This is a genomic window from Roseivirga spongicola, from assembly GCF_034376045.1.
In the GTDB taxonomy this organism is placed as follows: Bacteria; Bacteroidota; Bacteroidia; order Cytophagales; family Cyclobacteriaceae; genus Roseivirga; species Roseivirga spongicola.
Map to the genome: position 1 here is coordinate 2,094,172 of NZ_CP139724.1, position 13,329 is coordinate 2,107,500.

Below are 13,329 nucleotides of genomic sequence, written 5' to 3' on the forward strand. Positions count from 1 at the left end.
TATATCGAAATATGAAAAATTTTAAACTTTTATTAGCCTCAATGCTAATAATGATCTTGGCCTTCACTTCATGTGAAGACCTAGAGGTGGAGAATTTAAATGAGCCAGATAGAGCGAGAGCCCTTAGTGATCCTGGAGATTTGATCTCTTTGATGAAGTCAGGTACCTTGGACTCTTATTGGGGTATTACAACCTCTTGGGGAACACATTTTCACTTGATGGCAGATCAGATTACTACTACTAATAAGTCCCGTCAGTTTTGGGATTTTGCAGAAGAGCCTAGATTAAGACTTCAGAATGATCCTAATTATGGGGGGCTAGGTGCTCTAACTTCTCCATGGAGTAATCTAAACTCTGCTGTTGTATCTTCAAATGCTGTATTGTCTTACATTAATGATGGCAACACTTTTGTTGATGAAAATGATAATGATATTACTAAGCAAATGGAAGCTGGAGCGTTATTCGCAAAAGGTTTTGCTCAAGGGTATCTTGGAGTCATTTTTGATAAGGCATACATTGTAGATTTTGATTCTGATTTAGGTAATTTAGAACTACAGCCTTACACTGCTCTCATAGATGAGGGTATAGCAAACATGCAGGCTGGTTTGGCAGCGGCTAATGCAGCTCCAAATTTCAAGTATGATTTGATGGTGAATGTTGATATGGACATTACCGAGTTTACTAAGTATGCTAACTCAATGTTGGCTAGAATTGCGTCTCAAGAAGCAAGAACTTCTGCTGAGGCTGCAACTCTTGATTGGAATCAGATTTTAACTTGGGCTAACAATGGTTTTACTGAAGATTTCTACATCGAAACATCTCCAGGAAACTGGTTTAATTCAACCATCGATTGGGCTGGTTATGTGTTGAATTCTGGTGCAGGTTATTTACCAACAGACCTTAAGGTTGCACACCTAGCTGATCCTGTGAATATCCCTCAAGTTTATCCTGCTACTGGTGTATTAGACCAAGCGGATTCTCCTGATGCTAGATTTGAGCAGTACTTTACTTATACCACTGACTTTGGGTATTTACGACCTGAGCGTAATAGAGGTATCTTTAGTAACTGGTACAATTCAAGGTTCATGACTAATAATACAATGTCAGAAGCTGGTGACCAAAACCCTCAATTCTTACTAGCAGAGATTCAAATGCTAAAAGCTGAAGCCAATATGAGGTTAGGTAATAACGTTGCTGCGGCAGCTGCTATTAATAATTCTCCTAGAACATCAGTTGGTGGATTAGATCCTGTTTTACCTACAGATGATTTGACTTACATTCTTCACTATGAGTATTCTATAGAATTGGATTTAGCCGCAGGTTCAACTACACAATGGGCTTTCATGAGAAGAAATGATCTTCTACAAGAAGGTACTCCGTTTATGTTCCCAATTCCAGCAACGGAATTAGAGGCTACAGGTCTTGAGCTATACTCTTTCGGAGGAATAGGTCAAGAAGGTGGAGCCGTTGGAAACGGTTGGAAGAATTAAGATGACAATTAGTGTTTTTTTGACACTCAATTTTTGGATATTAAAAAGAAAGATAACTGCGGTTATCTTTCTTTTTATATTCGTATTTGGTTTTACAGCTTGTGTTGAAAGGGAAAGAGATTTAAAGCTTGATACCTTTGAGTTTCTTGAAGGAAATGAAGTTACCATCCAGTTTGATGAACTACATGTATATCCCATGAATTCCTTCTTCTTCTTAGACGAGAACCAGATTCAGCACTCAGCTGGTTATAACAATGATCCTATTATTTCAAATGGAGTGATACAAATATCTCCCACAGCATCTGTTATAGGGACAAACCAATCTGGCGGATTAATTATTAAGGATATTAATTTTCAAGAAATAGGGGTGAGCCTAAAAGAGGGGCTAGAGGCTTTTAATGAGGCTTTAGGAGAAGAAAGATATATTTTTCGAAATGAAAACATGCTAACAACCACAGGTAGGCTTTTCATTTCTAGAACAGATAATGAGCCTATTAGAATCCGAATTCCAAGAGCCTACCCCATTATTGTAGATATTATTAGATAAATAGACCATGAAATACCTAATTATATTCGTTTTACTTTTTGCGTCATATTCTATTCGGGCACAAACCGATTTTGAAAAAATTGATCTACCCGGCCTTAAGTCGGTTCATGTTGACACGAACATTAAGGTAATCTTAATTGCATCTCCTGCTAACTATCTTTCTTTTGCAAAGGATGATAATGCGCGTTACATTCGATATTCATATAGAGGTGGGGAGCTTAGGGTTTCTAAAGATGAGCGAATTGACGATGCCAAAGAGATAACTGTTTATTTGTACTTTACTTCTTTTGAAGAATTACGTGTAGATGGAAGTAGCGTTGTCTCTAGTTTGTCTATTATAGAGCAAAAGGATTTTAGAATCATTACTTCTGGAAATGCTACAGTTGATGTGAGACTTGAATTAAAATCACTTACTGTTTCCACAAATGGTAACTCTAGAGTTACGGCTAGGGGTAACACGGTGAATGAAAAAGTAGAAGCAGATGGTACTTCAATGTTCAGAGGGGATGACTTGGTAGCTCAGACAGTCATACTGAACTTGAGAGGGACTGGCAGCGTCTACGTGTGGTCGGATAAAGAAATAAAAGGTAGAGCTACTGCAGGTACCGAGATTTATTATAGAGGCATACCAGCCAGGATAAGAATTAACAGTGTTGTTGCTTTACCGGGTGCTAGCTTACCGTATAAGTTGGTGCACTTGGATGGAGGTGATATGAGAAGAAATTAGTGATTATGATGAGCATAGTGAGATTTTACTTCGTTTTTATAGTGTTGGTAAGTGTTTTTTCTTGTCAATCAAAAAATGCTGAGTTTGATGTAATTAAAGGTCAAGAATTGGTTATCGAATTTGATCAGTTAGCAACTTATTCTACTAGTGATTTCTTCTATATTGATGATTATAAGATACTTCATGAACTAAGGTTTGATTCAAAGGAGGTCGTTACTGATGAACAGGTGCTGATTCAGCCAACTGACTATCTGTTTTTTGCTACCGATGATGGTGATAGAAAAACGCAAAAAACGTCTGCTTTTGAAATGTGTTACAACTTAGGAGTTTCTCTGCTACAGATTAAGGACGATAACGGGAATAGTATTTATCGCATAAAGAACCTGCCTGCATGGAAGGTCACAGGGAAGTTAACTTTAGTGCGGGAGGATGGCAAAGATATTGTGTTACGCATTCCAAAAGAGTACCCTTTGTTCGTAGAACGACAAAGTGATTAAGGACTGTTTTTAATCTTCGATTAGTCAATGTATTGGGCGTATTGATTATTCTAGTATCGGTATGGATTTATATTGATACCACAGCGGTTTTTGGGCAGGGTTATTGTTCATAATCAAAAAAGTAAAATGATTATGGCAATAAATATGTATAGAGTTTCTTTGATGATATCAGTCATTTTAGTTTCTGCTTTATCAATTAGAGCTCAGGAATTAAGCAACAAACTGGAGACACCTGGTTTAACTAGTATTAAAAGCTCGGGTTCAGCAGAGGTGGTTCTGATCCCTTCTAATATAGAGTATGTTAGTTTTGAGGATACAGCGGAGAAGCTTATCTATAACGTAGTTTATAAACATAAAACCTTACATATTAATTCACCGGGTGACAATGACGGCCAAAAACCTTTTAAGGTGTTTGTTTACTCAAACAATATTAAGGAGGTTGAATTGAGAGAAGGGTCTTACTTAACATCTCCAGTAGAGCTATCTTATTCACATCTTAAATTGATAGCAAAAGAGTCATCAAGGATCGATATGCGGATCAAATCTAGCTCAGTATCAATATGGCAGTTCGACAATAGTGTGGTTAGGTTGCAAGGAGAAACAGTTCGGCTAACACTGAACATGGAAAGTTCTAGTGTTTTCAGAGGGGATGTATTAAAGACCGATCACTTTATGCCAGACATAACAGGAACATCTAAGTCATACATTCATGTCGAGAGGGAAATTAATGGCACTGCAGCTAATGGTACAGGCATATTTTACACTGGAGACCCTAGAAGAATTAGGTTGAGTGGACAAATAGGAGGGTTTGCAGATGGTGTTACTACAGGCTTAGTCAAGCTAGATTTGAAGAACCCTAGTATAGAAGTAAGAAACTATTAATGTAAAGTCATTTCGTAAATGAAATGCTCCCTTCAGCTCTATTCGTTATTTTTGTTCAAAAATACGAGGTATGATAGTAGTTACAGGAGCGGCTGGTTTTATTGCTAGTGCTTTAGTCTCTAAGTTAAATTCGGAGGGCTTTAACAATATTGTTCTGGTTGACGATTTCTCTTTTGAGGAAAAGAACCTGAACTTGGAGGGGAAGAATTATGTGGATAGAGTTGAAAGAGAGTCTTTTTTCGACTGGCTTGATTCGAATGGTAATAGGGTAGAATTCATTTTTCATCTAGGTGCGAGAACTAATACAGCTGAATTTGATCATAGCCTTCTGACGAAGCTTAATATTGATTACTCCAAAATGGTTTGGAAGTACTGTATTAAGTATCAAATACCTTTGGTTTATGCCTCCTCTGCAGCCACTTATGGCGATGGTAACAATGGTTACAAAGACGATATAAATGCATTAGGCAATCTAGAGCCTTTAAACCCTTATGGTTGGTCTAAAAATGAATTTGATAAATGGGTTATAGATCAAAAGGAACAACCTTTCTTTTGGGCGGGGTTGAAGTTTTTTAATGTTTATGGTCCTAATGAGTATCATAAGGGAAGAATGGCTTCGGTTGTATATCATACCTTCAATCAGGTAAAGCATACTGGCGAAATGAAGCTATTTAAATCACATAATTCATCATATCAACATGGTGAACAGTTGAGGGATTTTGTATATGTAAAGGATGTGGTTGAAGTATGTTTTTTTCTTATGAATCATCGTAAGAATTCTTCAATTTATAATTTAGGTTCTGGAGAAGCGCGGACCTTTTTGGATTTGGCCAAAGCAACCTTCAATGGAATGGGAGTAGATGAGAATATTTCTTTTATTGATATTCCGGAAGATATTAGAGATAAATACCAGTATTATACACAAGCAGATATGTCTAAGTTAAAGTCTATTGGCTACAGCAAGGAGTTTACCTCTCTAGAAGATGGAGTTTCTGATTATGTGAAAAATTATTTAGTTCAGAATAAATATTATTGATATGCGATTAGCACTGACGTCTGTTTTATTTCTAGTAATGTCAATCCATGCTTTTGGACAAAAGCAGGAGATGAGAGCGGATCAAGCTGTAGTTTCTGACACTACGGTCTTCTTTTATGCCTGGTATAAGTTTGTAGATGGTCCTTACGTACTCACCGGAATTGATTCTATGAAGACGAAAAAGAGTAGTTATGAGAAGGACTTACTAAAGCTAAACGAGACCAATAAGATAAGAGTATTGAATGCTGGAAAAACTAAGACACGAAATAAGTATGTGGTTCCAAGTGTTGATGCAAAATCGGATCTTTTGGAAGTAGCCCCTAACCTTCAGCAAATAAGAAATAGGTTGGATGCCTTTCTCAGGCAGAACAAGGGTAATGTTGTTAATTTAGACGCATTTAAGTTCAAAAAGCCAACAGAAAGTCTTTCAAGAAGAGCAGTGGATTACAAATAGAGCTTTAAATAAGAGCTCCCATTCTTTTATGACTAAACGATTTTCAATTCGCATTGCTTCATGAGAAGTAACCCTTTATCTTTGCAGCCAATTTGAAAATCAATGGTTTACGTCAGTAGAAAGGAACATTTCAATGCAGCACACAAGCTTTACAACCCTAATTGGAGTGAAGAAAAGAATGTAGAGGTGTTTGGGCCTTGTGCCAATGCCAATTGGCATGGTCATAACTTTGAGCTGATAACTACAGTAAAAGGCCAGCCAGATGCTGAAACCGGTTTTGTGGTTGATCTAAAGCAACTTTCCAATCTTATTAGAGCAGAGGTTATAGATAAACTTGATCATAGAAACCTCAATGTAGATGTTGACTTTATGGAAGGGAAAATGGCAAGTTGCGAAAATTTAGTAATGGAAATCTGGAAGATTTTAGCCCCTCGCGTAGCAGAGATAACCCCTCAGGGGCAACTGCATTCTCTAAAGCTCTATGAAACCCCAAGAAACTTTGTTGAGTATTTCGGGGAATAATAGCTCCAATAAACTTAACCTCTTAACGAGATCTTAAGTCGGTTTAATCGATCATCGAACATCGAACATTCAATTACGCCACCTTAAGTTTCTTGAATTTCGACTTCTCGAACTTCTCTTGTGCGTATTTTCGGTTGATGGTTAGCTCATGAGTATTCTTGTCAGACGGTAGTTCAAACATGGCATCCGTCATAATGGCTTCACAGATAGATCTAAGTCCTCTGGCACCAAGCTTAAACTCAAGTGCTTTTTGTACTATGTAATCTAATGCATCGTCCTCAAACACAACTTTCTTCTCTTCCATATCGAAGAGTTTGGTGTATTGCTTAATCAAAGCATTTTTCGGAGCAGTAAGAATGTTCTTAAGAATTTCTGGATTAAGCGGATTAAGATGAGTTACTATAGGTAAGCGACCGATTAGTTCAGGTATCAGACCAAAGTTCTTTAAATCTTGAGCATTTACATATTGATGCAAATTGTCTTTATCTACCAACATTTGCTCGTCCTTAGCAACAGAGAAGCCAAGTGGTTGAGTGTTTAATCTGTTGGCTATATGTCTAGCAATTCCATCGAATGCCCCACCACAAATAAATAGTATGTTGTCAGTGTTTACCGATATCATCTTTTGGTCCGGATGTTTTCTTCCACCTTGTGGCGGTACATTCACTGCGGTTCCTTCCAAAAGCTTTAAAAGAGCTTGCTGAACACCTTCTCCACTCACATCTCTGGTAATGGATGGGTTGTCAGACTTTCTAGCAATCTTATCAATCTCATCAATGTAAATGATACCACGTTCGGCAGATTCTACATCGTAATTAGCCGACTGTAAAAGTCTAGTTAGAATACTCTCAACGTCTTCACCAACATATCCAGCCTCTGTAAGAACAGTGGCATCTGCTATACAGAAAGGAACCTGTAAAATTTTTGCTAAGGTTTTAGCAATGTAGGTTTTACCAGTACCGGTTTCTCCAACCATAATGATGTTGGACTTTTCAATCACAACATCATCATCGTTAGACTTTTGGATCAATCGCTTGTAGTGATTGTACACGGCAACGGAGATTACCTTCTTCGCCTCATCCTGACCCACCACATATTGGTCGAGATACTTCTTCATCTCAACTGGTTTAATCAGATTGAATTTTGGTGACTCCTCAGAAGACTTAGTTTTTAATTCTTCTGAAAGTATTTGGTTGGCTTGTGTAATACAATGATTACAGATATGAGCATGTATGCCCGAAATCATTAAGTCAACGTCTTTTTTGTTGCGTCCGCAAAACGAACAAGTAACCTCTGCCATGAGCTTTATTTTTTAGTGAGTACTTCGTCAATAAGACCGTACTCTTTGGCCTCAGCCGCACGCATCCAATAGTCTCTATCAGAGTCTCTTTCTATTTTGTCGTAAGGCTGGCCAGTGTGTTTAGCTAAAATATCGTATAAATCTTTTCTCAACTCTTGCATTTGCTTAAGAGTTATTTCCATATCTCTAGACTGACCCTGCATACCACCACTTGGTTGGTGAATCATAATTCTAGAGTGTGGTAGAGCTGCTCTTTTACCTTCCGCTCCTGCGCTCATAAGTACTGCGGCCATAGAAGCAGCCATTCCTGTACAAATAGTGGCAACATCTGGCTTTACAAACTGCATGGTGTCATACATTCCTAAGCCTGCATATACAGAGCCTCCAGGGCTATTTATATACATGGTGATATCTCTATTAGGGTCTGTTGACTCTAAGAACAGTAGCTGAGCTGTAATTATGTTGGCGATATTGTCGTCTACGCCCATTCCCAGAAATATAATTCTGTCCATAATTAGACGAGAGAATACATCGATTTCTGCAAAACGAGTAGGTCTCTCTTCAATTACCGAGCGAGTCATGTTTTCTACATGGTTGGTATAAGCATCGAATGTAGAACCACTAACTCCCTGATTATGAATGGCGTATTTTCTGAATTCCTCTTTATTGATCATTAGTTTAATTAACCTTTAACTGAACAAAATTAAAAAAAAAGCCCTTCCGAAAAAGGACTTTAATTTAACATCTTACTTTGTGCAAAGGTTCGGTTATTGATTAACTATTTCTTTGAACTTATCTAGGCTAACCTTTTTAGACTTAATCTCAATCTTATCTTTAACCAAGTCTAGCACTTTTTCTTGCTGAACTTGCTCGGCCATTTTCATGTAGTTTTGGCCATTTTCTCCCTGAAGGTAATGCTCAACAAATGAATCCATCTGGTCGGCCATTTGTCCAAGACCAGACCCCATGAACTGAGCCTCTATCATTTGTCTTGTAGCCTCTTTGATGTCTTCATGCTCTGGTTTGATCTCGTTTTCCTTAGAAATTTCATTAGAGATCAAGTTCCAGCGTAGCTGATCTGCATAGATATCGTATTCCTTCTCAATATCAGCATCTGTTACCTTACCCTCACCTGAAAGTTTCAACCAGTTTTTAAGAAAGTCGTCTGGTAAGCTAATAGGAGTGTTTTTAATTAGCTCGTCCTGAATAGTTTTATTCAACCAAGCATTAGTCTCTCTTGAGTAATTCTCTGAAATGGTATCAGAAATCTTTGCTCTGAATTCTTCTTCAGAAGAAACAGTATCAGGTCCAAAAGTCTTGTCAAATAGCTCTTGGTTCACTTCGGCTAACTCTCTTCTATTTACATTCTTAACTTCAAAGTTGAACTTAAGGTCAATGCCTTCTAGCTCATCTTCAGTTTTGCCAATTTGAGCTGCTTGTTGAGCTTTCTCCTTATATAATTTAGAAAGATCGACAGAAATCACATCACCTTTCTTTTTGCCTACGAATTTCTTGGTATTGGTTTTTGTGAAGTCAACAGGGTCAATAGTGGTGTCATGTACAATGTCCGAACCTTCTTGCGTAAGTGTTCCGAAGAGCATATCGCCTTCTTCGCTCACTTCAGGGTTAGTCATTTTACCAAATTGAGTACGCACGTTATCAACAGTTTCGTCAATTACTTTGTCGTTTACCTCAATATCGTACTGAGTTACTTTTACCTTTTTGTCAAGACTAACGGTAAAGTCATCAACTAGGCCTATAGTGTACTCAAACTCAAAATCTGACTGGTTGTCCCAGTCAATAGTTTCAATTTGTTGTTGATTAGGGATAGGCTCACCTAAGATCTTCAACTCATTGTCTCTGATGTAATCTTGAATAGCATGACTAACCATGTGGTTGATTTCTTCAACCAATATGGACTTGCCATACATCTTTTTAACAAGACTTTGAGGAACCTTGCCTGGTCTAAATCCTTTGATTTGAGCCTTCTTGCTGTAGTCCTTGATCTTTTCGTCTACCTTCGATTGATAATCAGCTTCGTTTAGTTTAACTTTAATTGAAGCGACATTTGAATCTTGTTTGTCTAGAGTAATGTCCAATGCCCTAATGTTTTTGTTCATAAATAAAAACCCTCAAATCTTACGACCGAGGGTTCAAATTGTGCGGATGGAGGGACTCGAACCCCCATGCCCTGAGGCGCTAGATCCTAAGTCTAGTGCGTCTACCAATTTCGCCACATCCGCTGGCTGTTCCGAAATGGAATGCAAAGGTAAATTAAATTTTATTGAAGTCAACAATTGGCTTGTTTATTTTTTCAAAAGTTTTGACCTTTCTACTAAGTAAAAGAAATCTATGATTGCAGTTGATCTTGAAGAGGAAAGAAAAGAGATATTAAGGAGATACAGACGACTGCTCCGTAAAGCCAAACCTTTTTTAAAGGATAATGACGCTAAGCTGATCAAAAAGGCTTTTAACCTTTCGGTTGAAGCTCATAAAGAGATGCGAAGAAAGTCTGGCGAGCCTTATATCTTCCACCCACTAGCTGTTGCAGAAATCTGCGTTGAGGAAATCGGGCTTGGAACCACATCTATTATTGCCGCCCTTCTTCATGACGTTGTTGAAGATACAGAGGTAGAGCTAGATGAGATAAAGGAGTCGTTCGGTCCTAAAGTGGCTAAAATTATTGACGGCCTAACCAAAATATCAGGAGTCTTTGAGCATGGCAGTTCTCAACAAGCAGAGAATTTCCGGAAAATGTTACTCACTCTATCTGAAGATGTGAGAGTAATATTGGTAAAGCTTGCCGATAGACTTCATAATATGCGTACCCTGGGGAGTATGCCGCGGCACAAGCAGCTAAAGATAATATCGGAAACCATTTATTTGTACTCTCCACTGGCTCACCGTTTAGGGCTTTATGCCATTAAGTCTGAGTTAGAAGATCTTTGGTTAAAGTATACCGAGCCGGAGGTTTACCAAGATTTAGTAGCTAAAATTGCCGAAAGTAAATCATCTCGAAGTAGGTTCATAAAGAGTTTTATGAATCCAATTGTCGATGAACTTGATAGGACAGGCTTTAAGTACGAGGTAAAGGGTAGGCCTAAGTCCATCTATTCCATTTGGAATAAGATGAAGAAACAAAACATTCCTTTTGAAGAGGTTTATGACCTTTTTGCGGTACGTATAATATTAGATACAACTTACGACCAAGAGAAGGCTGCTTGTTGGCAAGTTTATTCCATAGTTACCGACTTTTATACTCCAAACCCCGATAGGTTGCGAGACTGGGTGAGTACACCTAAGGCCAATGGCTATGAATCTCTCCATACTACAGTAATGAGTAGAGCTGGTCGATGGGTTGAAGTTCAAATTCGAACCCAGCGAATGAATGATATTGCCGAGAAGGGGTATGCAGCACACTGGAAGTATAAAGATGGCATGAATCCTACTCATGAATCTGGATTAGAGTCATGGATTCAGAAGGTTCGAGATATGCTGGAGCAGAACGACACTAGTGCCATTGAGTTCGTAGATGACTTCCGTTCTAACTTATTTAATGAAGAGGTTTTTGTTTTCACTCCTAAAGGTGATCTAAAGATTCTTCCAAGTGGAGCCACCGCTCTAGATTTTGCTTTCGATATTCATACAGAAATAGGGGCTAAATGTCTTGGTGCAAAAGTCAACAATAGGCTCGTTCCGCTAAACTATCAATTAAAGAATGGCGATCAGATCGAAATTCTTACTTCTAATAAGCAGAGGCCAAATGAAGATTGGTTGAGGTTTGTAGCAACATCCAAGGCTAAGTCCAAAATAAAGGAAACCCTAAAGGAGTCTAAAAAACAAGCGGCAGTCGATGGTAAGGAGATTGTTCAGCGTAAGTTGAAGCAAATGAAGGTTCCTTTTGATGGTGATGTCGCCAATCAACTCAGGGCTTATTTCGAAGAGAAAACAGTAACCGACTTCTATTATAAAGTTGGTAGAGGTTTAATCGACCCTTCACATATCAAGAACTTTAAAGACTTTAAAAAAGAGCGGCAGAAAAGTCTTAGGGTCAAAAATAAGGAGCACGAATATTCAGACGACTTCAAGAAAATTGAGGACCCAGGCAAGGATATCCTTCTAATTGGAGAGGATATGGATGTTTTAGATTACAAGTACGCTAAGTGTTGTAATCCAATTCCAGGAGACGATGTTTTTGGTTTTATCACCGTTAATGAAGGAATTAAAATTCATAGAACAACATGTCCGAATGCTCCAGAGTTGCTTTCTCGCCATGGAAATAGAATTGTTAAAGCCAAGTGGATGTCTCAACAACAAAATGCGTTCTTGGCGGTGTTGAGAATAATCGGAACAGATAGGGTAGGGTTAATGAGAGATGTAACAGATATTATCTCTAATGAGTTAAAGGTGAACATGCAGTCTATTAGTATTGATACTGAGACTGGAATTTTTGATGGCCAAATCAGGTTATACGTCAATAGTACTAAACACCTAGATCAACTTATTACTAAATTAGAAAAGGTAACTGGTGTTATGCGTGTAACACGTCACGACTCAAGAGAATTTAGCTAGCTCACCTCTATTAATTAAACTATCTTATATTTGCACCCTAACCGAACAAAATGGCACTAAATCCAAAGGTATTCGATCAAGTCAAACAAATATTCACAGCATATCTGGAGAATAAAGGCTTGCGTAAAACACCCGAGCGATTTGCCATTATGGAAGAAATCTATACTCGCGATGGTCACTTCGATGTAGAATCGCTTTACATCAGCATGAAAAACAAAAACTATCGTGTATCTAGAGCAACTGTTTATAATACCTTAGATTTATTAGTAGAGTGCGACTTGGTCACTAAGCATCAGTTCGGCAAGAACATGGCTCAGTACGAAAAGTCTTATGGCTTCAAACAGCATGATCATATATTAATGATGGACTCTTCAGATGTCATAGAGTTTTGTGACCCAAGAATTCAGAATATCAAGAACACCTTAGAAGAAATGTTCGATATAGACATCATGCACCATACACTTTACTTTTTTGCTAAGCCTCGTTCAAAAAAGACTGAGACAGAATCATGACATTTAAAAGTTCTGAAGATAATGGAGTCTTGGTACTCAAGATTGAAGGTAATCTTATTGGCGAAGAGGTTGGCTCTGGGCTGTTAGATTCGGCAAATGATGCTATAAATAATGGTACAGCGCTTTGCGCCATAGACATAGGGGCTGTAAAGTATATTAATAGTAGTGGCATTGGAGTTTTAATTACTCTCCTAACAAAGTTTAGAAATCAAGAAGGTGAAGTGGTAATAGTAAATCCTTCTGAGCACGTAAAGAAGCTGCTCATTATCACTAAGCTGACAGCTATTTTCAAAATAGCAGATACAGTAGAACAAGCAATTCAAGAATTAAAATCCTGATAGAATATACATATAATGAAAGTAGACGTACTCTTAGGTTTACAGTGGGGTGACGAGGGCAAAGGAAAAGTCGTTGATTATTTAGCTCCAAAGTATAATGTGGTTGCCAGATTCCAAGGAGGTCCAAATGCTGGGCATACCCTAGAATTCGATGGTCACAAGCATGTGTTGCACCAAATTCCATCAGGTATTTTCCGAGAGCAAATACAGAATATAATAGGTAATGGTGTTGTGCTAGACCCTGTAATCTTTAAAAAGGAGATTGAAGGACTGGCCAAGTTCGAAATAGATTTCACTAAGAATCTATATATATCTAAAAAGACTCAGATTATTCTCCCTTCCCATAAGTTGTTAGATGCTGCTTATGAGCAAGCTAAAGGCAAAGACAAAATTGGGTCAACGCTCAAGGGTATTGGACCATCTTATCAAGATAAAATCGCGAGAAACGGTCT

15 protein-coding genes and 1 tRNA gene (1 of these 16 only partly in view) are annotated in these 13,329 nt (G+C 38.1%); 12 read left to right on the plus strand and 4 right to left on the minus strand.

Going from position 1 to position 13,329, the window contains the following annotated elements:
- Positions 1-11: 11 nt before the first annotated feature.
- From T7867_RS09235 to T7867_RS09270, 8 genes are all read left to right on the plus strand, one after another.
- The gene (locus tag T7867_RS09235; RefSeq protein WP_157717739.1) at positions 12-1,490 is read left to right on the plus strand and encodes a hypothetical protein; all 1,479 of its coding nucleotides are present in this window, start codon (positions 12-14) and stop codon (positions 1,488-1,490) included.
- 19 nt (positions 1,491-1,509) lie between these two features.
- Positions 1,510-2,037, plus strand: a complete 528-nt coding sequence (locus T7867_RS09240) for a hypothetical protein (RefSeq protein WP_322300118.1) — start codon at positions 1,510-1,512, stop codon at positions 2,035-2,037.
- 7 nt (positions 2,038-2,044) lie between these two features.
- A complete protein-coding gene (locus T7867_RS09245) occupies positions 2,045-2,764 on the plus strand; it encodes a GIN domain-containing protein (RefSeq protein WP_068225268.1) in 720 nt (239 codons plus the stop codon).
- A gap of 5 nt (positions 2,765-2,769) precedes the next feature.
- Positions 2,770-3,261: a hypothetical protein gene (locus T7867_RS09250; protein ID WP_068225270.1), complete on the plus strand. Its 492-nt coding sequence runs from the start codon at positions 2,770-2,772 to the stop codon at positions 3,259-3,261.
- Between the two features lie 162 nt (positions 3,262-3,423).
- Positions 3,424-4,143: a GIN domain-containing protein gene (locus T7867_RS09255; protein WP_322300119.1), complete on the plus strand. Its 720-nt coding sequence runs from the start codon at positions 3,424-3,426 to the stop codon at positions 4,141-4,143.
- A 70-nt stretch (positions 4,144-4,213) separates the two neighbouring features.
- Entirely contained in the window at positions 4,214-5,179 is a 966-nt protein-coding gene (rfaD, locus tag T7867_RS09260; protein ID WP_068225275.1) for an ADP-glyceromanno-heptose 6-epimerase, read from the plus strand.
- A 1-nt stretch (position 5,180) separates the two neighbouring features.
- Complete coding sequence (locus T7867_RS09265) at positions 5,181-5,633, plus strand: hypothetical protein (RefSeq protein WP_157717742.1); 453 nt, start codon at positions 5,181-5,183, stop codon at positions 5,631-5,633.
- Positions 5,634-5,735: 102 nt separating this feature from the next.
- Positions 5,736-6,155 (plus strand): 6-pyruvoyl trahydropterin synthase family protein, encoded by a 420-nt coding sequence (locus T7867_RS09270; protein WP_068225278.1) that lies wholly within the window; start codon positions 5,736-5,738, stop codon positions 6,153-6,155.
- A gap of 73 nt (positions 6,156-6,228) precedes the next feature.
- Here the strand turns inward: T7867_RS09270 and clpX are convergent, their stop codons facing one another.
- The 4 genes from clpX to T7867_RS09290 form a co-directional block, all read right to left on the minus strand.
- Positions 6,229-7,455: an ATP-dependent Clp protease ATP-binding subunit ClpX gene (gene clpX / locus T7867_RS09275; protein WP_068225280.1), complete on the minus strand. Its 1,227-nt coding sequence runs from the start codon at positions 7,453-7,455 to the stop codon at positions 6,229-6,231.
- A 5-nt stretch (positions 7,456-7,460) separates the two neighbouring features.
- Complete coding sequence (locus T7867_RS09280; RefSeq protein ID WP_068225282.1) at positions 7,461-8,129, minus strand: ClpP family protease; 669 nt, start codon at positions 8,127-8,129, stop codon at positions 7,461-7,463.
- A gap of 93 nt (positions 8,130-8,222) precedes the next feature.
- The gene (gene tig / locus T7867_RS09285; RefSeq protein ID WP_245660278.1) at positions 8,223-9,575 is read right to left on the minus strand and encodes a trigger factor; all 1,353 of its coding nucleotides are present in this window, start codon (positions 9,573-9,575) and stop codon (positions 8,223-8,225) included.
- Between the two features lie 41 nt (positions 9,576-9,616).
- Positions 9,617-9,698: transfer RNA gene (locus T7867_RS09290), tRNA-Leu, on the minus strand.
- Positions 9,699-9,807: 109 nt separating this feature from the next.
- On the opposite strand from T7867_RS09290, the gene T7867_RS09295 reads away from it, so the two are divergent.
- The 4 genes in view from T7867_RS09295 to T7867_RS09310 are tightly spaced (at most 50 nt apart) and all read left to right on the plus strand, a layout consistent with a single transcriptional unit that may run on beyond the window.
- Complete coding sequence (locus tag T7867_RS09295) at positions 9,808-12,027, plus strand: RelA/SpoT family protein (RefSeq protein WP_068225284.1); 2,220 nt, start codon at positions 9,808-9,810, stop codon at positions 12,025-12,027.
- Between the two features lie 50 nt (positions 12,028-12,077).
- The gene (locus T7867_RS09300; RefSeq protein ID WP_068225286.1) at positions 12,078-12,539 is read left to right on the plus strand and encodes a Fur family transcriptional regulator; all 462 of its coding nucleotides are present in this window, start codon (positions 12,078-12,080) and stop codon (positions 12,537-12,539) included.
- Entirely contained in the window at positions 12,536-12,877 is a 342-nt protein-coding gene (locus tag T7867_RS09305; RefSeq protein ID WP_068225288.1) for an STAS domain-containing protein, read from the plus strand. Before T7867_RS09300 ends, T7867_RS09305 begins: the two co-directional genes overlap by 4 nt.
- A 15-nt stretch (positions 12,878-12,892) precedes the next feature.
- Positions 12,893-13,329: the 5' portion of an adenylosuccinate synthase gene (locus T7867_RS09310; RefSeq protein WP_068225290.1), read on the plus strand. Its footprint extends 832 nt past the window's final position; 437 of the gene's 1,269 nt are visible here — the first part of the coding sequence; its start codon is at positions 12,893-12,895; its stop codon lies off the right edge, out of view.

What these genes read in the sequence shown, in the direction of transcription:
- T7867_RS09250 (WP_068225270.1), top strand. Translation starts at nt 2,770, where the DNA reads ATGATGAGCATAGTGAGATTTTACTTCGTTTTTATAGTGTTGGTAAGT.
- rfaD (WP_068225275.1), top strand. Translation starts at nt 4,214, where the DNA reads ATGATAGTAGTTACAGGAGCGGCTGGTTTTATTGCTAGTGCTTTAGTC.
- clpX (WP_068225280.1), bottom strand. Translation starts at nt 7,455, where the DNA reads ATGGCAGAGGTTACTTGTTCGTTTTGCGGACGCAACAAAAAAGACGTT.
- T7867_RS09280 (WP_068225282.1), bottom strand. Translation starts at nt 8,129, where the DNA reads ATGATCAATAAAGAGGAATTCAGAAAATACGCCATTCATAATCAGGGA.
- T7867_RS09235 (WP_157717739.1), top strand. Translation starts at nt 12, where the DNA reads ATGAAAAATTTTAAACTTTTATTAGCCTCAATGCTAATAATGATCTTG.
- tig (WP_245660278.1), bottom strand. Translation starts at nt 9,575, where the DNA reads ATGAACAAAAACATTAGGGCATTGGACATTACTCTAGACAAACAAGAT.
- T7867_RS09270 (WP_068225278.1), top strand. Translation starts at nt 5,736, where the DNA reads ATGGTTTACGTCAGTAGAAAGGAACATTTCAATGCAGCACACAAGCTT.
- T7867_RS09300 (WP_068225286.1), top strand. Translation starts at nt 12,078, where the DNA reads ATGGCACTAAATCCAAAGGTATTCGATCAAGTCAAACAAATATTCACA.
- T7867_RS09295 (WP_068225284.1), top strand. Translation starts at nt 9,808, where the DNA reads ATGATTGCAGTTGATCTTGAAGAGGAAAGAAAAGAGATATTAAGGAGA.
- T7867_RS09305 (WP_068225288.1), top strand. Translation starts at nt 12,536, where the DNA reads ATGACATTTAAAAGTTCTGAAGATAATGGAGTCTTGGTACTCAAGATT.
- T7867_RS09255 (WP_322300119.1), top strand. Translation starts at nt 3,424, where the DNA reads ATGATATCAGTCATTTTAGTTTCTGCTTTATCAATTAGAGCTCAGGAA.
- T7867_RS09265 (WP_157717742.1), top strand. Translation starts at nt 5,181, where the DNA reads ATGCGATTAGCACTGACGTCTGTTTTATTTCTAGTAATGTCAATCCAT.
- T7867_RS09245 (WP_068225268.1), top strand. Translation starts at nt 2,045, where the DNA reads ATGAAATACCTAATTATATTCGTTTTACTTTTTGCGTCATATTCTATT.